The 20,082-nt window shown below is 60.1% G+C and carries 16 protein-coding genes; 8 read left to right on the top strand and 8 right to left on the bottom strand.

The features are described from left to right. The first annotated feature begins 129 nt into the window (after window positions 1–129). The 4 genes from rplM (at window position 130) to sspB (ending at window position 2,439) form a co-directional block, all read left to right on the top strand. Window positions 130–558 (top strand): 50S ribosomal protein L13, encoded by a 429-nt coding sequence (gene rplM / locus ACJ8J1_RS17940; protein ID WP_004937079.1) that lies wholly within the window; start codon window positions 130–132, stop codon window positions 556–558. A gap of 15 nt (window positions 559–573) precedes the next feature. Continuing rightward, window positions 574–966, top strand: a complete 393-nt coding sequence (gene rpsI / locus ACJ8J1_RS17935) for a 30S ribosomal protein S9 (protein WP_004937080.1) — start codon at window positions 574–576, stop codon at window positions 964–966. A gap of 325 nt (window positions 967–1,291) precedes the next feature. Beyond that, window positions 1,292–1,933 (top strand): stringent starvation protein SspA, encoded by a 642-nt coding sequence (gene sspA, locus ACJ8J1_RS17930; RefSeq protein WP_004937082.1) that lies wholly within the window; start codon window positions 1,292–1,294, stop codon window positions 1,931–1,933. A gap of 5 nt (window positions 1,934–1,938) precedes the next feature. Continuing rightward, window positions 1,939–2,439, top strand: a complete 501-nt coding sequence (sspB, locus tag ACJ8J1_RS17925; RefSeq protein WP_033644502.1) for a ClpXP protease specificity-enhancing factor — start codon at window positions 1,939–1,941, stop codon at window positions 2,437–2,439. A 62-nt stretch (window positions 2,440–2,501) separates the two neighbouring features. Here the strand turns inward: sspB and ACJ8J1_RS17920 are convergent, their stop codons facing one another. The 3 genes from ACJ8J1_RS17920 to gltB form a co-directional block, all read right to left on the bottom strand. Beyond that, window positions 2,502–2,981, bottom strand: a complete 480-nt coding sequence (locus tag ACJ8J1_RS17920; protein WP_033644504.1) for a hypothetical protein — start codon at window positions 2,979–2,981, stop codon at window positions 2,502–2,504. A gap of 164 nt (window positions 2,982–3,145) precedes the next feature. Beyond that, window positions 3,146–4,564: a glutamate synthase small subunit gene (locus ACJ8J1_RS17915; RefSeq protein WP_033644505.1), complete on the bottom strand. Its 1,419-nt coding sequence runs from the start codon at window positions 4,562–4,564 to the stop codon at window positions 3,146–3,148. A gap of 14 nt (window positions 4,565–4,578) precedes the next feature. After that, window positions 4,579–9,039, bottom strand: a complete 4,461-nt coding sequence (gene gltB / locus ACJ8J1_RS17910; RefSeq protein ID WP_033644506.1) for a glutamate synthase large subunit — start codon at window positions 9,037–9,039, stop codon at window positions 4,579–4,581. A 691-nt stretch (window positions 9,040–9,730) separates the two neighbouring features. On the opposite strand from gltB, the gene ACJ8J1_RS17905 reads away from it, so the two are divergent. The 4 genes from ACJ8J1_RS17905 (at window position 9,731) to mtgA (ending at window position 14,720) form a co-directional block, all read left to right on the top strand. Beyond that, entirely contained in the window at window positions 9,731–10,669 is a 939-nt protein-coding gene (locus ACJ8J1_RS17905; protein ID WP_033644508.1) for a TIGR01212 family radical SAM protein, read from the top strand. A gap of 92 nt (window positions 10,670–10,761) precedes the next feature. Then, window positions 10,762–13,101 (top strand): aerobic respiration two-component sensor histidine kinase ArcB, encoded by a 2,340-nt coding sequence (gene arcB, locus ACJ8J1_RS17900; RefSeq protein ID WP_033644509.1) that lies wholly within the window; start codon window positions 10,762–10,764, stop codon window positions 13,099–13,101. A 237-nt stretch (window positions 13,102–13,338) separates the two neighbouring features. Further along, window positions 13,339–13,992 (top strand): isoprenoid biosynthesis glyoxalase ElbB, encoded by a 654-nt coding sequence (elbB, locus tag ACJ8J1_RS17895; RefSeq protein WP_033644510.1) that lies wholly within the window; start codon window positions 13,339–13,341, stop codon window positions 13,990–13,992. Next, entirely contained in the window at window positions 13,989–14,720 is a 732-nt protein-coding gene (gene mtgA, locus ACJ8J1_RS17890; protein ID WP_033644511.1) for a monofunctional biosynthetic peptidoglycan transglycosylase, read from the top strand. The genes elbB and mtgA overlap by 4 nt, the downstream gene beginning before the upstream one ends. A 57-nt stretch (window positions 14,721–14,777) precedes the next feature. Here the strand turns inward: mtgA and ACJ8J1_RS17885 are convergent, their stop codons facing one another. From ACJ8J1_RS17885 to ACJ8J1_RS17865, 5 genes are all read right to left on the bottom strand, one after another. Continuing rightward, complete coding sequence (locus ACJ8J1_RS17885) at window positions 14,778–16,340, bottom strand: S10 family peptidase (RefSeq protein WP_033644513.1); 1,563 nt, start codon at window positions 16,338–16,340, stop codon at window positions 14,778–14,780. Window positions 16,341–16,456: 116 nt separating this feature from the next. Next, on the bottom strand, window positions 16,457–17,032 hold the full coding sequence (gene dolP / locus ACJ8J1_RS17880; RefSeq protein WP_021505102.1) for a division/outer membrane stress-associated lipid-binding lipoprotein: 576 nt from the start codon (window positions 17,030–17,032) through the stop codon (window positions 16,457–16,459). A gap of 9 nt (window positions 17,033–17,041) precedes the next feature. After that, window positions 17,042–17,632 (bottom strand): DnaA initiator-associating protein DiaA, encoded by a 591-nt coding sequence (gene diaA / locus ACJ8J1_RS17875; protein WP_004937103.1) that lies wholly within the window; start codon window positions 17,630–17,632, stop codon window positions 17,042–17,044. Between the two features lie 51 nt (window positions 17,633–17,683). Then, entirely contained in the window at window positions 17,684–18,037 is a 354-nt protein-coding gene (locus tag ACJ8J1_RS17870; protein WP_089192279.1) for a YraN family protein, read from the bottom strand. Further along, entirely contained in the window at window positions 18,034–20,073 is a 2,040-nt protein-coding gene (locus ACJ8J1_RS17865; protein ID WP_033644516.1) for a penicillin-binding protein activator, read from the bottom strand. Before ACJ8J1_RS17865 ends, ACJ8J1_RS17870 begins: the two co-directional genes overlap by 4 nt. Window positions 20,074–20,082: the final 9 nt, after the last annotated feature.

The raw sequence follows: 20,082 nt of genomic DNA, 5'->3' as shown, positions 1-20,082 counted from the left end.
CTTTATAGTGCCGGCAATGGCTATTCGAAGGGGTAGGTTTGCTGGACTTGTATGGTCGTGTGAGCCTCAACTGTTTTCGAGCGTTTGGGTGTTCACCAACGTGTAACTAATTATTGGGTAAGCTTTCTAATGAAAACTTTTACAGCTAAACCAGAAACCGTAAAACGCGACTGGTACGTTGTTGATGCAGATGGTAAAACTTTAGGCCGTCTCGCTACTGAACTGGCTCGTCGCCTGCGCGGCAAGCATAAAGCGGAATACACCCCGCACGTGGATACCGGTGATTACATCATCGTTCTGAACGCTGACAAAGTTGCTGTAACCGGCAACAAGCGTACAGACAAAGTGTACTACCACCACACCGGCCACATCGGTGGTATCAAGCAAGCGACCTTTGAAGAGATGATTGCCCGCCGTCCTGAGCGCGTGATTGAAATCGCGGTTAAAGGCATGCTGCCAAAGGGCCCGCTGGGTCGTGCTATGTTCCGTAAACTGAAAGTTTACGCGGGCACCGAGCACAATCACGCGGCACAGCAACCGCAAGTTCTGGACATTTAATCGGGATTAATGGCAATGGCTGAAAATCAATACTACGGCACTGGTCGCCGCAAAAGCTCCGCCGCTCGCGTCTTCATCAAGCCGGGCAACGGTAACATCGTTATCAACCAGCGCAGCCTGGAACAGTACTTCGGTCGCGAAACTGCCCGCATGGTAGTTCGTCAGCCGCTGGAACTGGTCGACATGGTTGGCAAACTGGATCTGTACATCACCGTTAAAGGTGGTGGTATCTCCGGTCAAGCTGGCGCCATCCGTCACGGTATCACCCGTGCACTGATGGAGTACGATGAGACTCTGCGTTCTGAACTGCGTAAAGCTGGCTTCGTCACCCGTGACGCTCGTCAGGTTGAACGTAAGAAAGTCGGTCTGCGTAAAGCACGTCGTCGTCCGCAGTTCTCCAAGCGTTAATTTCCGCTGCTTCGGCAGTGCGATTTACGCAAAAAACCCGGTGCTTCACCGGGTTTTTTTATGCCTGAAATCCGCCGTCCCCGACTAAAATCTGTGGTATATCAGACAATTCAACATGAATTCGCCGCAGCGCCCCCACAAAACAAGCAAAATCTGGTAAACTATCACCCACTTTTGCGCCTGTTCGCCGTGCAGTTGACCTCCTGGGCCGGTTTTTTATGGGTTCGGGTCGCGCTGCGTGCTGCCGGCCTGCGGCAAGATTATTCAGGATAGCAGCCTGTCAGTTGGCTATTCGCAGTATTTTCTAGATAACTTGGAGGTTTTCATGGCTGTCGCTGCCAACAAACGTTCGGTAATGACGCTGTTCTCTGGCCCGACCGACATTTTTAGCCATCAAGTACGCATCGTACTGGCGGAGAAAGGTGTCAGCGTCGAGATCGAGCAGGTCGAAATGGATAACCTGCCGCAAGATCTGATTGACCTCAACCCTTACCAGACGGTGCCTACGCTGGTCGATCGCGAACTGACCCTGTATGAATCCCGCATCATCATGGAATACCTGGATGAGCGCTTCCCGCACCCGCCGTTGATGCCGGTTTACCCGGTTGCCCGTGGTGAGAGCCGTCTGATGATGCTGCGCATCGAGAAGAACTGGTACTCGCTGATGGACAAGATCGAGAAGAGCAGCGGTCAGGAAGCAGAATCCGCCCGCCGCCAACTGCGTGAAGAGCTGCTGGCGATCGCGCCTATTTTCGGCCAGGCGCCGTATTTCATGAGCGAAGAGTTCAGCCTGGTGGATTGCTACCTGGCACCGCTGTTGTGGCGTCTGCCGCAGCTGGGCATCGAGTTGAGCGGCGCCGGCTCCAAAGAGCTGAAAGGCTACATGACCCGCGTCTTCGAACGCGACGCTTTCCTGGCTTCCCTGACCGAAGCCGAGCGTGAAATGCGCCTGCAAACCCGGGGCTAAGCGCGATGGACATGTCTCAGATGACGCCGCGTCGCCCGTATCTGCTGCGGGCGTTCTATGACTGGCTGCTGGATAACCAGCTGACGCCGCACCTGGTGGTCGACGTGACTCGCCCTGATGTTCAGGTGCCGATGGAGTTCGCGCGCGATGGCCAGATCGTGTTGAATATCGCGCCGCGCGCGGTAGGCAACCTGGCGTTGGGCAACGAAGACGTGCAGTTCAACGCGCGCTTCGGCGGCGTGCCGCGCCAGGTTTCGGTGCCGATGGCCGCCGTGCTGGCGATTTATGCGCGTGAGAACGGCGCCGGCACGATGTTTGAACCGGAAGCCGCCTACGACGAAAGCGAAGGCGTGTTCGAAGGTTTGGACAATGAGACGATCCCTTCGGAAACGTTGATGTCGGTGATCGACGGCGATCGCCCGGATACCGCGGAAGATGACGGCTCGGACGACGAACCGCCGCAGCCGCCGCGCGGTGGCCGCCCGGCGCTGCGCGTGGTAAAATAAGCCCGCGTGAACAAACGAAAAAGCACCCCGTGGGGTGCTTTTTTTTGCCCGGACGAAGCGGATCAGCCTTTCAAGGCGGCAATGCAGGCATCGCGCGGCGCGCTGAGATCGCCTACGCGCACGGTGGACAGCGCGCGGGCCGCGCGCTCACGGAAGCTGGTGATGGCGGTGTCGCCTTGCACTTCCGGCGGCGCGGTGCAGATGTCATTGAGCGGCAGATCGTTGCCTTTGTTGAGCGCCTGCAATACCGCCGCCGGGTTGTAGATCAGGGCGGCGGAGAGGGCAGATTTAATGCCGGCGGTAAATCCGGCATTGCCGCCGCCGGCCAGCTTGGGTGCCAGGGCAATCCAGTTGTCGTCCCCCAACCGTATGCTGTTTTCCACGGCGCTGAACTGCCCGGCCTTGCCCAACTGCGCCACGACCGGCCGTGCGCCGCGCGCTTCGATATTGTAACCGACCTCCTGCGAATCCAGCGCCAGGGCTGAGGCGCTGAAACTGACGGCCAGCAGTGCGCCGGCCAACAGGGAAATGGAGCATTTCATGTTCGCTATCCTTATCTCGGTGTCAGGCGCAGCCGCGCCCTGCAATGGTGCTAACTCAATACTATAGCGCGTTGAGGCAGTGAGTAGGGGGGAGGTTGTTACAAAGCGTGGCCGGTTAAAACAAAGGCCCGGCAATGTGCCGGGCCTTTGGCGGTACGGAAGGTTTACACTTCCAGGTAGTTCATGATGCCGTCTGCCGCTTTGCGGCCTTCGGCGATCGCCGTCACCACCAGGTCGGAGCCACGGACCGCGTCGCCACCGGCGAAGATTTTCGGGTTGCTGGTCTGGAATGCGTTGTCGCTGCCTTCCGGCGCCACGATGCGGCCCTGTTTATCGAGCTGCACGTCGTGCGCCGCCAGCCAGTCCATGCGGTGTGGGCGGAAGCCGAACGCCATCACCACCGCGTCGGCGTCGATCACGTGCTCGGAACCCGGCACCTGCTCCGCCGCCTGGCGGCCGTTGGCATCCGGCGCACCCAACTGAGTGCGCACCATTTTCACCCCGGCCACGCGGCCGGCGCTGTTCAGTTCGATGCTCAGCGGCTGCAGGTTGAACTGGAAGTCCACCCCTTCTTCCCGGGCGTTCTTCACTTCGCGCTTGGAGCCCGGCATGTTGGCCTCGTCGCGGCGGTAGGCGCAGGTGACCTGCGTCGCGCCCTGACGCACCGAGGTGCGCACGCAGTCCATGGCGGTATCGCCGCCGCCCAGCACCACCACCCGTTTGCCTTCCATGCTGACATAAGGCTCGTGCTGCTCGGTTTCATACCCCATCAACTGCTTGGTGTTGGCGATCAGGAACGGCAGCGCGTCGTACACGCCCTGCGCATCCTCATTCTCCAGCCCGCCACGCATCGATTGATAGGTGCCGACGCCGAGGAACACCGCATCGTACTCGCTCAGCAAAGTCTCCATGCTGACGTCTTTGCCCACTTCGGTATTCAGCTGGAACTCGATGCCCATCTCGCTGAAGATGCCGCGGCGTTTGACCATCACTTCCTTTTCCAGCTTGAAGGCCGGGATGCCGAAGGTCAGCAGACCGCCGATCTCAGGATGACGATCATACACCACCGCCTTAACGCCGTTGCGGGTCAGCACGTCAGCGCAGGCCAGCCCGGCGGGGCCGGCACCGACGATCGCCACGCGCTTGCCGGTCGGTTGCACGTGCGACATGTCCGGCTTCCAGCCCATTTCGATGGCCTTATCGCTGATGTAACGCTCGATATTGCCGATGGTGACCGCGCCGAACTCGTCGTTCAGGGTGCAAGACCCTTCGCACAGGCGATCCTGCGGGCATACGCGGCCGCACACCTCCGGCAGGCTGTTGGTCTGATGCGCCAGGTCCGCCGCTTCCATGATGCGGCCTTCGTTGGCCAGCTTCAGCCAGTTCGGGATGTAGTTGTGCACCGGGCACTTCCACTCGCAATACGGGTTGCCGCAGGACAGACAGCGGTCCGCCTGGGCCTTGGCCTGGGTTTCCGAAAACGGTTCGTAGATCTCGACGAACTCGATTTTGCGGATCTTCAGCGGTTTCTTTGGCGGATCAACACGCTGCAGGTCGATAAATTGGTAAACGTTCTGGCTCATTAATGACCTACCTCTTACTGCGCCTGCACCCGCAGCTCGGCTGCGGAACGGCTACGGTGACCCAACAGCGCTTTGACATCGCTGGACTTCGGTTTGACCAGGGCGAACTTCGGCGCCCACTCGGGCCAGTTGGCCAGGATCTCTTCCGCGCGGGAAGAGCCGGTCGCCTGCACGTGTTCGGTGATCAGGCCGCGCAGATGCTCCTCATGGATCGCCAACTGATCGACATCCAGCACTTCCACCAGCTCCGGGTTCACGCGCTTGCGGAACTCGCCGTCTTCGTCCAGCACGTAGGCGAAGCCGCCGGTCATGCCGGCGCCGAAGTTGATGCCGGTTTTACCCAGCACGCAGACGATGCCGCCGGTCATGTATTCGCAGCCGTTGTCGCCGATGCCTTCCACCACGGTGATGGCGCCGGAGTTGCGCACCGCGAAACGCTCGCCCGCGCGGCCGGCGGCGAACAGCTTGCCGCCGGTGGCGCCGTACAGGCAGGTGTTGCCGACGATGCTGGCTTCATGGCTGCGGAAGGCGGAGCCGATCGGCGGACGCACCGCGATGCTGCCGCCGGCCATGCCTTTGCCGACATAGTCGTTGGCGTCGCCGGTCAGGGTCAGCTCGACGCCGCCGGCGTTCCAGACGCCGAAGCTCTGCCCGGCGGTGCCGGAGAAGTGCGCCTTGATCGGATCGGCCGCCATGCCCTGATCGCCGTGCACGTTGGCGATAGCGCCGGACAGCATGGCGCCCACGGAGCGGTCGGTGTTGCGAATGTCGAAGTAGAAGGTTTTACCCTGTTTCGCTTCGATATGCGGCTGTGCCTGCGCCAGCAGCTCTTTGTTCAGCAGGCCCTTGTCGAACGCCGGGTTGCTGCTTTCGGTGCAGTACACCGCTTTGCCCGGATGCGGCGTGGCGGTTTTCAGCAGCGGCGACAGATCCAGCTTGTTCTGCTTGGCGGAGATGCCGTCCAGCTCGGTCAGGAACTCGGTGCGGCCGATCAGATCCACCAACTGGCTCACGCCCAGTTGCGCCATGATCTCGCGGGTTTCACGCGCGATAAACTGGAAGTAATTCGTCACGCGTTCCGGCAGGCCGTGGTAGTGATCGCGGCGCAGCTTGTCGTCCTGAGTCGCGACGCCGGTCGCGCAGTTGTTGAGGTGGCAGATGCGCAGGTATTTGCAGCCCAGCGCCACCATCGGCCCGGTGCCGAAGCCGAAGCTTTCCGCGCCCAGGATCGCCGCTTTGACGATGTCCACGCCGGTTTTCAGGCCGCCGTCCACCTGCAGGCGGATCTTGTGGCGCAGACCGTTGGCCACCAGCGCCTGCTGGGTTTCCACCAGGCCCAGTTCCCATGGGCAGCCGGCATATTTCACCGAGGACAGCGGGCTGGCGCCGGTGCCGCCGTCGTAACCGGCGATGGTGATCAGATCGGCATAGGCTTTCGCCACGCCGGTGGCGATGGTGCCGACGCCCGGCTCGGACACCAGTTTCACCGAGATCACCGCCTTCGGGTTGACCTGCTTCAGATCGAAGATCAGCTGCGCCAGATCTTCGATCGAGTAGATGTCGTGGTGTGGCGGCGGGGAGATCAGCGTCACGCCCGGCACCGAGTAACGCAGTCTGGCGATGTACGGGGTGACTTTGTCGCCCGGCAGCTGGCCGCCTTCGCCCGGCTTGGCGCCTTGCGCCACCTTAATCTGGATCACGTCGGCGTTCACCAGGTAGGCCGGTGTTACGCCGAAGCGGCCGGAGGCCACCTGTTTGATGCGCGACACCTTGTTGGTGCGGTAGCGCGCCGGATCTTCGCCGCCTTCGCCGGAGTTGGAGAAGCCGCCGAGGCCGTTCATGGCGATCGCCAGTGATTCGTGCGCTTCCGGGCTCAGCGCGCCGATCGACATCGCCGCCGTGTCGAAGCGTTTGAACAGCGATTCCGCCGGTTCGACCTGATCGACCGGGATCGGTTCGCCTTTCGGCGTGATGGCCAGCAGATCGCGTAGCATGGCGACCGGCCGCTCGTTCACCAGCTTGGCGTAAGCCTGATAGTCGCTGTACTCGCCGCTGTGTACCGCTTTTTGCAGCGAGTTCACCACGTCCGGGTTGTAGGCGTGGTATTCGCCGCCGTGCACGAATTTCAGCAGGCCGCCTTGCTCCAGCGGTTTGCGTTTCAGCCAGGCGCGCTTGGAAAGGTTCTGCAGATCCTGCTGGAAATCGCTGAAGCTGGCGCCGCCAATGCGGCTGACCACGCCCTGGAAGCACAGATCCGCCAGATCGCGGTGCAGGCCGACCGCTTCGAACAGCTTGGAGCAGCGGTAAGAGGCGATGGTCGAAATGCCCATCTTGGACATGATCTTGTACAGGCCTTTGTTGATGCCGTTGCGGTAGTTCAGCATCACGTCGCGGTATTTCTTGTCGATCGCCTGGCTGTCCACCAGCTTGGCCAGGGTTTCATAGGCCAGATACGGATAGATGGCGGTCGCGCCGAAGCCGAGCAGTACGGCGAAGTGGTGCGGATCGCGGGCGCTGGCGGTTTCAACGATCAGGTTGGCGTCGCAGCGCAGGCTTTTTTCCACCAGGCGGGTTTGCACGGCGCCGACTGCCATCGGAGCAGGCACCGGCAGGCGGCCGGGCGCGATGGCGCGGTCGGACAGCACCAACAGCACCGCGCCTTCGCGCACCTTACGTTCCGCTTCGTCGCACAGGGCGCGAATGGTCTGCTCCAGATCCTGCTGCTGCGGATCGAAGGTCAGATCGAGGGTCTCGGCGCGATAGTATTCGCCTTCCAGCGTGGTGAGCTGTTTGAAATCGGAGTACAGCAGGATCGGCGATTTGAAGCTCAGGCGGTGCGCCTGGCCTTCGGCTTCGCAGAACACGTTCATTTCGCGGCCTATGCTGGTGGCCAGCGACATGACGTGCGCTTCACGCAGCGGATCGATCGGCGGATTGGTGACCTGCGCGAACTGCTGGCGGAAATAGTCGTAAACGATGCGCGGCCGGCTGGAGAGCACGGCGAACGGGGTATCGTCGCCCATCGAACCGGTGGCTTCCTGGCCAATTTCGCCCAGCACGCGGATCACCTGATCCAGCTCTTCACTGCTGTAGCCGAACTGTTTCTGATAGGTTTCGAGCTGCGCGTCGTCGAGCTCGCGGCTGCCGACCTGATCGTCCGGCAGATCTTCGAACGGCACCAGGCGTTTGACGTTTTTCTCCATCCACTCTTTATACGGGTGGCGGCTTTTCAGATCGTTGTCGGTTTCCGCCGAGTGCAGGATGCGGCCGCTGCGGGTGTCGATCACCATCAGCTCGCCGGGGCCGACGCGGCCTTTTTCTACCACTTCATCCGGCTGGTAATCCCAGATGCCGACTTCGGAGGCGCAGGTGATCAGCTTGTCTTTGGTGATCACGTAGCGCGCCGGGCGCAGGCCGTTGCGATCGAGGTTACAGGCGGCGTAGCGGCCGTCGGACATCACGATGCCGGCCGGGCCGTCCCACGGCTCCATGTGCATCGAGTTGAAGTCGAAGAAGGCGCGCAGATCGCCGTCCATGTCCGGGTTGTTCTGCCAGGCCGGCGGCACCAGCAGGCGCATGGCACGGATGAGATCCATCCCGCCCGCCAGCAGCAGCTCCAGCATGTTGTCCAGCGAACTGGAGTCGGAGCCGGTTTCGTTGACGAACGGCGCGGCGGCCTGCAGATCCGGGATCAGCGGCGTTTGGAATTTATAGGTACGGGCGCGTGCCCACTGGCGGTTGCCGGTGATGGTGTTGATTTCGCCGTTGTGCGCCAGGTAGCGGAACGGCTGCGCCAGCGGCCAGCGCGGCACGGTGTTGGTGGAGAAGCGCTGGTGGAACAGGCAAATGGCCGACTCCAGGCGCAGGTCCGCCAGATCGAGATAGAAGCGCGGCAGATCCGCAGGCATGCACAGGCCTTTATAGATCGTCACCAGGTTAGAGAAGCTGCAGACGTAAAAACTGTCGTCCTCCACGCGTTTCTCGATGCGGCGACGCGCCACGAACAGGCGGCGCTCCATATCACGCGGGCGCCAGCCGGCCGGGGCGTTAACGAAGATTTGCTCGATGCGCGGCAGGGAGGAGAGGGCGATTTCACCCAGCACGTCCGGGTTGGTCGGCACTTCGCGCCAGCCGACGATCGACAGCGTTTCGTTTTGCAGCTCTTCTTCCACGATGCGGCGGCTGAGGCGCGCTTCCTCTTCATTCTGGCTGAGGAACATCATGCCGACGGCGTAGTTCTTGGCCAAACGCCAGCCGCGCTCTTCCGCCACCATGCGGAAGAAACGATCGGGTTTTTGCAGCAACAGGCCGCAGCCGTCGCCGGTCTTGCCGTCGGCGAGGATCGCGCCGCGGTGCTGCATGCGGGCCAGCGCGTGAATGGCGGTGCGCACCACCTTGTGGCTAGGTTCGCCTTCTATATGGGCGATCAGGCCGAAACCACAGTTGTCCCTCTCTTGGGATTTATCGTACAACATATCGTGAACCTCCCCAGGCTCTGCGTGACTCTCACAACCTACTGCGAGGGGGCTTCCCAATTTCAGGCAGAAGTCCAATCAGCAAGTTAACCCCGCCAATCTGCTTTTCCGCCCTCCATCAATGGCCTCTCGTGACGGTCTCACAAGTGGTATAGGACTTGTTTTAAGAGGGAGTCTTCAATTACTGCATAAATATGACGAGACGTTTGCCCGTCCAGAAAGCTTCCAGCGGACTTCCAACTTAGCGAGAAAGAATTCGCAGGTCAAATGTGGGCTTAAGATAGATTCTTATCGAATTAATGATGTTTATTTATTTGATAAATAAGTAATTTAATGCATTTTTGCACTATCGTGGGGCAACGCCGATCCTTGCAGAAGTGTGAGCTGTCTCACTATAGTGCAACCCCTTAATCTCTGCACCATGCTAGTGCGGGGGGTAATGCCAGAATTTTATTCTATAAGATATTGCTTGGCTGATGTTTATGACTATTTTTCACCGTGTTGTCATATTGCCGTTAACGGTTGCGTGACGATTAGAATAATTCATCAGAATTAGAATGAATTGATTTGCGTTTATGATGAATAGTTATGCCTGATGGCGCCTTGCGGGGAAAGCGTTGATCTCTGTCATCGCGGGAAAAACCGTTTCTTATTAGCATCGCGGCTTTGAACACAGAGAACCACCAAGATTATGCAGTTGCCGCAATTAGTCAATATGTTTGGCGCGGATCTCCAGCGCCGCTATGGCGAAAAGATCCATAAACTCACGCTGCACGGCGGATTCAGCTGCCCTAACCGCGACGGCACGTTGGGGCGCGGCGGCTGTACGTTCTGCAATGTCGCCTCGTTCGCCGATGAAGCGATGCAACGCCAGAGCATCGCCGAACAGCTGGCGCAGCAGGCCGCGCGGGCCGATCGGGCGCGGCGCTATCTGGCCTATTTCCAGGCCTATACCAGCACCTATGCGGAGGTTGAACGGCTGGAGACGATGTATCGGCAGGCGTTGGCGCAGAGCGCCATGGTCGGCCTGTGCGTCGGCACCCGGCCGGACTGCGTGCCGCCCGCCGCGCTGGATCTGCTGACGGGATACCGCGAGCAAGGCTATGAAGTGTGGCTGGAGCTGGGGTTGCAGACGGCGCACGATAAAACGCTGAAGCGCATCAACCGCGGCCATGATTTTCGCTGTTATCAGCAGACTGCGCGACTGGCCCGGCAGCGCGGGCTGAAGGTGTGCTGCCATCTGATCGTCGGGCTGCCGGGAGAAACTCAGCGCGATCATCTGCTCACGCTGCAGCGGGTGACGGAGACCGGCGTGGATGGCATCAAACTGCATCCGCTGCACGTCGTCACCGGCAGTACCCTGGCGCGGGCGTGGCATGCCGGGCGGTTGTCCGAACTGGCGTTGGAGGACTACGCCGCCAGCGCCGGGGAGATGGTCCGCCATACGCCGGGCGAGGTGGTGTACCACCGTCTTTCCGCCAGCGCCCGTCGGCCGACGCTGCTGGCGCCGCTGTGGTGCGAAAACCGCTGGAGCGGCATGCAGGCGGTCGGTGCTTATCTGCAGCAATACGGCGGGCAGGGCAGCGCGCTGGATGAAAAGCGGCGCTACCGCCCCGGAATGCCGCTCTGAAGTGCAATCTTTGCCACACTTCGGCGTTTGCCGCCTTATCTCATTGCGGTTTTACGGTATGATTCAAAAGATTGTGTCTGATGGGAGCCGCTATGAAGCAAATCCGGGTGTTGGCCCAGTACTACGTTGATTTAATGGTGAAACTGGGGTTGGTGCGCTTCTCGCTGCTGCTGGCCTCGGCGCTGGTGGTGCTGGCGATGGTGGTGCAGATGGCGGTGACCATGCTGCTGCGCGGCGAAGTGGAAAGCATCGACGTGGTGCGTTCAATCTTCTTCGGTCTGTTGATCACCCCGTGGGCGGTCTACTTTCTCTCGGTGGTGGTGGAACAGCTGGAAGAGTCGCGCCAACGGCTGGCGCGGCTGGTGGACAAGCTGGAAGAGATGCGCCACCGCGATCTGGAGCTTAATCAGCAGCTCAAAGACAATATCAGCCAGCTGAATCAGGAGATCGCCGACCGTATCAAAGCGGAAGAAGAGCGCCTGCAGGTGATGGAAAAGCTGACGGAAGAGATGGAGCAGCGCGAGCAGGCGCAGATTGAGCTGGGCCAGCAATCGGCGCTGCTGCGTTCCTTCCTCGATGCCTCGCCGGATTTGGTCTACTACCGCAACGAAGATAAAGAGTTTTCCGGCTGTAACCGCGCGATGGAACTGCTGACCGGCAAAAGCGAGAAACAGCTGATCGGCCTGACGCCGTTCGACGTCTACGGCCAGGAGATCGCCGAAAAGGTCATTGAGACCGACGAGAAGGTGTTCCGCCACAACGTTTCGCTGACCTACGAACAGTGGCTGGTGTATCCCGACGGCCGCAAGGCCTGTTTCGAGCTGCGCAAGGTCCCGTTTTACGACCGGGTGGGCAAACGCCACGGGCTGATGGGCTTCGGCCGCGATATTACCGAGCGTAAGCGCTACCAGGACGCGCTGGAGAACGCCAGCAGGGAGAAAACCACCTTTATCTCTACGATCAGCCACGAGCTGCGTACGCCGCTTAACGGCATCGTCGGCCTGAGCCGCATTTTGCTTGATACCGAGCTGAACGACGAGCAGCTGAAATACCTGAAGACCATTCACGTCAGCGCCATCACCCTCGGCAATATCTTCAACGACATTATCGAAATGGACAAGCTCGAGCGGCGCAAGGTGCAGCTCGACAACCAGCCGGTGGACTTCACCGGTTTCCTGGCGGATCTGGAGAATCTCTCGGGCCTGCTAGCGCAGCCGAAAGGGCTGCAGTTCATCATGGAGCCGCAGACGCCGCTGCCGCAGCAGATCGTGACCGACGGCACGCGCCTGCGGCAGATCTTGTGGAACCTGATCGGCAACGCGGTGAAATTTACCCAACAGGGGCAAATTGTGGTGCGCGTGCGGCGCGAGGCGCAGGAGAAGCTGGTGTTCGAAGTGGAAGACTCGGGCATGGGCATCCCGCAGGACGAGCAGGACAAGATCTTCGCCATGTATTATCAGGTGAAAGATCAGCGCGGCGGCCGTCCGGCCACCGGCACCGGCATCGGGCTGGCGGTCTCCAAACGGCTGGCGCAGAGCATGGGCGGCGACATTACCGTGCGCAGCGAACAAGGGCACGGTTCTTGCTTCACTTTGACCATCAAGGCGCCGGCGGTGCAGGAAGCCGTCAGCGCGGCGCCGGAGGAAGAGGAGCTGCCGTTGCCGGCGCTGCACATCCTGCTGGTGGAAGATATCGAACTGAACGTGATCGTGGCGCGCTCGGTGCTGGAGAAGCTGGGCAACAGCGTCGAGGTGGCGATGAACGGCCATGACGCGCTGGCGATGTTCGATCCGGACGAGTTCGATCTGGTGCTGCTGGACATCCAACTGCCGGACATGACCGGGCTGGATATCGCCCGGGCGCTGCGCGAGCGTTACGCCGGGCAGGCGCTGCCGCCGTTGGTGGCCCTGACCGCCAACGTGCTGAAAGACAAAAAAGAGTATCTCGAGGCGGGCATGGACGATGTGCTGAGCAAGCCGCTGTCGGTGCCGGCGCTGACCAAGGTCATCAAACACTATTGGGATCATCAACCTTCTCACACTTCTAAGAAAACGGAGCACAAGGCGATGCAGATTAATGAGTCGTTACTCGATACCGCGATGCTGGAGCAGTACATGGACCTGGTTGGTCCGCAGTTGATCCATCAAAGTCTGGAGATGTTCGAACAGATGATGCCGGGTTATCTGGCGGTGCTGGATTCCAACATGACGGCGCGCGATCAGAAAGGCATCACCGAGGAAGGGCACAAGATCAAGGGCGCCGCCGGTTCGGTCGGCCTGCGTCACCTGCAGCAGTTGGCGCAACAGATTCAAACGCCGACGCTGCCGGCCTGGTGGGATAACGTGCAGGACTGGGTAGATGAGCTGAAGCAAGAGTGGCGTAACGACGTGCAGGTACTGCGGGCTTGGGTAGAGAACGCTGAAAAAAAATGACCCCGACGTGAGCCGGGGTGCGCGAATATTGCGCCAACACCAGGGAAATTGTGAACCTGCGTATTGGTTTCAGTGTTCTGGTCGAGCAGGTTGTAGCGAATTCCTAAACATCATACAGCCAACAACATAGCAAATGTAAGCGCTCTTGTTAGAAGATTCATTAAAATGTGTGATGTAGATTAGTGTTTGTCAACTCCGAGCACGAACCAGTTGACAGCAGCGACAGGAGGAAGAGTGATGAAAAAGGTGGGTGTAGTCCTCAGCGGCAGCGGCGTTTATGACGGTACGGAGATCCACGAAGCGGTGCTGACGCTGCTGGCGCTGGACCGTGCCGGCGCGCAGGCGGTGTGTTTTGCGCCTGATAAACCGCAACGCCATGTTATTAATCACTTATCTGGTGAGGAGATGGCGGAATCGCGCAACGTCCTGATTGAATCGGCGCGCATTGCCCGCGGCGCAGTGCAGCCGTTGGCGCTGGCGGAGGCCGCGCAGCTGGATGCGCTGATTGTGCCCGGCGGCTTTGGCGCCGCCAAGAATCTCAGCAATTTCGCCGAGGCCGGCGCGGAATGTTGGGTCGATGAAGCGTTGGCGCGTCTGACGCGCGAGATGCATAAGGCCAACAAACCAATTGGCCTGATGTGCATCGCACCGGCGCTGTTGCCGAAGCTGCTCGATCAACAAGCGCGGCTGACCATTGGCAACGATCCCGACCTGGGAGAAGTGATTGACGCCATGGGCGGCGAGCCGGTGATTTGCCCGGTGGACGACATCGTGGTGGACAGCGAGCACAAGATCGTGACCACGCCGGCCTATATGCTGGCACCGTCGATCGCGCAGGCGGCCGTCGGCATCGATAAACTGGTGGCGCGGGTGCTGGAACTGGCTGAATGAGCAAATCGGTCGGCGGATGGCGGCGGCTGCGTCCGTGGTATTGGCTGAAACGCGGCGTCATCGCGATTATCGGCCTGTGGGTGTTGGGCATTGTGGCCTTCGCCTTCCTGCCGGTGCCGTTTTCCGCCGTGATGGTGGAGCGGCAGATCAGCGCCTGGCTGAGCGGCGACTTCGGCTACGTCGCTCATTCGGACTGGGTGTCGATGGACGACATTTCGCCGCAGATGGCGCTGGCGGTGATGGCGGCGGAAGATCAGAAGTTTCCAGACCATTGGGGCTTCGATGTGGCGGCCATTGAAAAGGCGCTCAGCCACAACGAGAAGCGCCCGACGCGCATTCGCGGCGCGTCCACGCTGTCGCAGCAGACCGCCAAGAACCTGTTTCTTTGGGATGGCCGCAGCTGGCTGCGCAAAGGGTTGGAGGCCGGGCTGACGTCGGGCATCGAGCTGGTGTGGACCAAGCGGCGTATTCTGACGGTGTATCTGAACATCGTGGAGTTCGGCGACGGGGTGTTCGGCGTGGAAGAGGCTTCACAGCGCTTTTTCCATAAGCCGGCCAAGCGCCTGACCGCGGCCGAAGCGGCGCTGCTGGCGGCGGTATTGCCGAATCCGCACCGCTTCAGGGCCGATGCGCCGTCCGGTTATGTGGTGCAGCGTCAACAGTGGATTATGCGCCAGATGCGCCAGTTGGGTGGGGAAGGTTTCCTGAAAGAGAACAAGCTGGATTAACCAAGCGATACCCTGCTTTCGGGCAAGGTATCCCTCTCTTCGGTGGCTAATGCCGCATCAGGGCTTTTCGCTGATAAATGCAGTTAAATCCGCGTGCATCTTTTTAAGCGATAGTTCATCCACGTACGGCATATGCCCGGTGTCATACCAATAGAAACGGATATTGTCGCGTAATTTGGGCGACACGGGCAGATGGCTCATCTCATATTTGGCGACGAAGTAAGGGGTGGCCAGGTCGTAAACCCCGCCAATCACCATCACTCTCATTGTCGGAGTCATTTTCATCACTCGCGACAGGTTCGGCAACACGTTAAATGATCTGTCCCGGCTGTTGCTGGACATGTTCCAGTCATAGACCTCATTGGAAAATGCGCGATAGTTTTGGTCGGCGCTAAAATGCAGCGTTTTGCCAAGATAATCGTGGAATTGCGCGACGTAGGCGGAAGTAATTGCACTGACGTTGGGATCGTAGTTGGACGTTTCAGCGATATTATCCAGCGACGGCCCACGATAGCGGGTATCGATTCTGCCAATGGTCTCGTCTTGGCTGCGCAACAGTTGCTTGGCGAAGACCGGTCCACTCAGGCGCAAATTGGCATTGAGCCAATAATCGGCCGGAATGCCGGTAAATTGGTAAAGCTGCTCGGCGAGCGTTTGGCGATCTTTTTCAGGCAGATTGGCACCTTGCAGCAAGGCTGGGGCATAAGTCCCCAGCGCAAACTGCTCGGCCTGGTCTAACAGGGTTTTCAGGCTCTGGTGTTTGCCCGGCAGCCGCTGGTGGTACCATGCGCTGGCTGCGTAGGTTGGGAGCGCCAGATAGTAAGGTTGATCGACGCCAGGGTTTTGATTGGGATCGTCGACGTTATTGTCGTAGTTCAGAAACTGCGACATCAGGATAATACCGTTAAGATCGATATTCTGATTTTTTAGCGTCTCGGCCAATACCACCGAGCGGGTAGTGCCGTAGCTTTCACCCAATAAATATTTAGGTGAGTTCCAGCGTTGGTAATGCGTTAAAAACTGAACGATAAATTGAGAAAAAGCCTGAGCATCACCGTTGACGCCATAGACGTTGCTGGCACTCTGTGCTTTTTGCTGCGCTCTCTCCGGCTGGCTGGCGGCACTGCTGGAAAAGCGGCTGTAACCCGTTCCGGGGGCATCGATAAACACCAGATCGCTGACGTTGAGCAGACTGTATTGGTTATCGGTGAGTTGGTAAGGCGCCAGCTGTGTTTTCTCTGGCTGAGTAGCGATAACCCGTTTAGGCCCCAGCGCCCCCATATGCAGCCACAGCGAGGCGGAGCCCGGCCCGCCGTTGTAGATAAAGGTAATCGGCCTGCTTTCGTTCTTATTCTCATTCTTTTTGAAATACGCAACATAGAACATGCCGGTCACGGGATCTTCCGGATCCTCTTTACTCAATTCCAGCACCCCGGTTTGCGCCTGATAATTGATTTTTACCTGGTCGACCGTGATCGCGCCTTGAGTAGCAACGGTTTGACCGGTCATCGGGGGCGGGGCATGTTCGGCGCGGGGCGTATCCTGAGTGGGATTGGCGGCGGAAACTCCGGCGGTGAATAAAGAAACGGCAGTGAGAAAACCGATTAAAATTCTGTCCATTTGAATTTTATCCGTAATGAAGTGAGAGATTACTTTAAACGCGGCTCATTAAACCAGGGTAAAACAGCGGGAAGCGTACAGAAAATCGGCAAGGGGAAGCCCCCTTGCCTGAAGGATCATTTCACATAGGTAAAGGCGGTGGTGACGTGCTTCACGCCGCTGACCTGGCTGGCGATCTGCGCCGCCGACTGTCCTTCCTGCTGAGTGACCAGGCCCAGCAAGAACACTTCGCCGTTTTCGGTGGTGACTTTCACGTTGGACGATTTCACCGTATCGCTGGTCAACAGCTGCGAACGCACTTTGGTGGTGATCCAGGTGTCGGAGGACGCGGTGCTCAGGCTGACAGGCGTGCCCTGGCGAATTTCGTTATACACTTCGGTCGTGCCTTCCACGCCCATGGCGATCTGCTTGGCGCGCGCGGTGAGATCGGCGTTAGGCGACTGGCCGGTCAACAGCACCTTGCCCTGATAGGCGGTGGCGACCACCCGGGCCTCTTTCTTCAACTGCTGGTCTTTGCTCAGGGCGCTTTCTACCCTGGCTTCCAGCGTGCCGTCATCCACCTGGGTCCCTACGCTGCGCGGGTCGGTGGCGGTTTTGGTGGCGACGGCCGCACTGCCGACGACGACGCCGGCGATACAGCCTTGCAACAGCAGGGCGCTGGACAGCACTGCAAATGTGGCTTTTAGCTTCATCTCAGTTCCTTAATCGTCCTGGTGGGGGAATAACGTATTGTCTATCAGGTCGCACAGGCAGTTTACGGTCAGCATATGCATTTCCTGAATGCGCGAACTGCGGTGCGACGGGATGCGGATCTCGACATCCTGTTGGCCGAGCAACCCGGCCAGCTCGCCGCCGTCGTAGCCGGTGAGCGCGACGATGGTCATATCGCGCGTGACGGCCGCTTCGACCGCTTTCACAATATCACGGCTGTTGCCGCGGGTGGAAATCGCCAGCAGCACGTCGCCGGTGTGCCCGAGCGCGCGCACCTGCTTGGCGTACACTTCGTCGTGCAGGCGATCGTTGCTGATCGCGGTCAGCACCACGTTGTCGGCGTTGAGGGCGATGGCCGGCAGGCTGGGGCGCTCGGTTTCAAAACGGTTGATCATGCTGGCGGCGAAGTGCTGTGCGTTGGCCGCCGAGGTGCCGTTGCCGCAGCACAGGATTTTGTTGCCGTTGAGTAAGGATTGAACCAGCGTCATCGCAGCGCGGGAAATGGCGTCAGGCAACGCTTCCGCCGCCGCGATCTGGGTTTGGATGCTTTCGGTAAAACAGACTTTAATTCTATCCAGCACGTTGTATTAATCCACTAAGTCAAAGGGCCGGTCTGCGCCGCAAAACCCCAATTAATCCGCATTGAAGGCGTTGGGTATCCATTCTAACTGGCTACCGGTAATGGCCAAAACATCAAAACGGCAAGATGATGTGTCAAAACTGGCGCCGCGCCCCGCCAGCCAGACGGCGGCGGCGTGCAGCAACCGCTGTTGTTTGCGAGAGGTAACGCTGGCGGCCGCGCCGCCGAAGGCGTCGTTGCGGCGGTAGCGCACTTCGACGAACACCCAGGTGGCGCCGTCGCGCATGATGAGGTCGAGCTCACCGCCGCGCACCGCAACGTTGGCGGCGCAGAAGGTGAGCCCGGCGCGTTCCAGATGACGGCGGGCCAGTAACTCATAGCCCGCCCCGGCGGCGCGTGGGTTCAAGAGACCGGCACGACCGTACCCTGACGATATTGCAGCCAAGGCAGCTTGCGGTTGATCACGCAGTTCGGCGACGCGCTCAGCGTGCCGGTGGTGCCGGAAACCTGGAAGCCCGGCAGTTGGCGCATTTCAGCAAAGTGGTTGGCCAATGTCCAGGCATCCATCCCCATCGCATACAGGCGCACCAGCGAGTAATCGTTGCGGAAACGCGCGCTGGCCTGCTGCAACAGCTGAGGGTTTGAGCCGGCCAGCAGCGGGATGTCGCTGAACTGCAGACCTTCCATTTCCAGACGGAAGTCCGGGCCGGCGCCGGCCTGGTAGCTGCGCGAGCTGGCGTACATCGCCGGTTTGCCGCGCGAGCTGGTGGCCATGTCGATCATCGGTTTGATCAGCGTCAGCTGGGACTGGGTAGCGACGATATACACCGCGTCGACGCTGCCGCCGGTAGCGGCGGGCACGTCGCTCGGCGGCGCCGGAATGGTCAGCCCGGCGATGGTCACGCTCTGCGGCGCCGGGGCGCTCGACATCGGCGTGCCGGTCATGCGGATGCCGCCGCTGTTCACCATCTGGCGCAGTTCACCGGCGGAGCCGATGTCCTGACGCAGCACGGTTTGCCCGCCTTGCTTCTGCCATTCCTGGTTAAAGGCCTTGGCGACGCGATCGCCGAAGGCGCCGCGCGGCACCAGCAGCAGCGGTTGACGTTTCTGTTGTTCCCAGATGTGGCGGGCGGCGTCGCGCGCTTCATCTTCCGGCGACAGGGCGAAGTAACAGATGTTCAGATTGTCCTTCGGCGTTTCGGGCTGGTTGAGCGCCAGCACGTTCAGCGTGGTGGTGCTGGCGGACAACTGATCGACGTTCTCTTTCAGCAGCGGCCCGACCACCAGAGTGGCGCCATCCTGCTGCGCCTGGCTCAGCAAGGCGGCCAGCGGCTGGCTGGTGGTGTCGTACACTTTGACCTGCGCATTAGCGGCCTGCAGCGGCGTTATCGGCGCGCTGGACGGCGCAGCGGGTTGCGCGGCGGTGACGGCCGGCTGGCTCTCTTGCGCCGAAGGGCTGACCGCGCCGTTGGCGTTGATGTCACCGGCAGCGGCCTGATCGGCCGGCGCCGTTTGGGCCGGCGCGCCGGCCGGTTGCGCGGTTTGAGGCTGCGGCGCCGGCATGGAACCGCCGTTTTTCGCCGCTTCGAACCCTTGCTGGATGGCGTCGGCGAACACTTTCGCCTGGCCGTTCAACGGTAGCAGCAGGGCGATTTTCGAGGTGGAGGCCTGGGTGAAGTTCAGCACCTGATTCAGGCGAGCCGGCAGCGTTTTGGCCGCCGGGTTCTTCGGATAACGGTTCTGCCAGTCTTTGATGCCGGCCTTCAGCAGATCGGGATCCTGCTTGTTGTCCTGATAGACACGCAGCAGATCCAGCCAGCCTTGCAGCACGTTCTCGTCGGCGTTGATCACCAGGCTGTTCATCTCCTGCGGCGTCAGCTGCAGCAGGGCCTGCCAGGTTTGATCCAGATTGTCCTGGTGCGCCTTGCCGGTCAGCAACGGCTCCTGAGCGATATAGGCGCGGATCAGCGGCAGCGATGCTTTGCCCTGGTTGGCGGCGATCTGCGCCTGGTAGTAGCGCACCTTTTGATTCGGCGACAGCGCACCGCTGTCCAGGTGGCCCAGCGTGCTGCGGGCGCTGACGTAGCTCTTGTTGGCGATCTGCAGTTCGGCGGTCAGCAACTGGCGTTCGGTCTGCTGTGCGCCGCTGAGGTTTTTCGGCAGCTGATTCAACTGGTCGCCGGCCTGCGGCAGTTTTCCTTCACGCAGCAAGGCGCGAATAGCAAGTAATTGCCAGTCAGCCTTGTTATCATCGCTGCTTTGCTGCAACTGCTGCAGGTAGTAATCGGAGCTGGCGCTCGCTTCGTCCTGTATATTGGCGGGCGGCGTTTGCGGGGCCCGACTCGGACAGCCTGCCAGGAAAAGGGCGGCCGCGATGACTGCGGTAAGTCGGACAGGCTTGGAACGCCCTGCTTTGGTACGAACGAATGTTGAGGAAAGCATACTGTATCC

The organism is Serratia sp. CY37869 (assembly GCF_052168895.1).
In the GTDB taxonomy this organism is placed as follows: Bacteria; Pseudomonadota; Gammaproteobacteria; order Enterobacterales; family Enterobacteriaceae; genus Serratia; species Serratia ureilytica.
The sequence above is the reverse complement of the archived record's forward strand: the minus strand, read 5'-3'. Positions and strand labels throughout refer to the sequence as shown.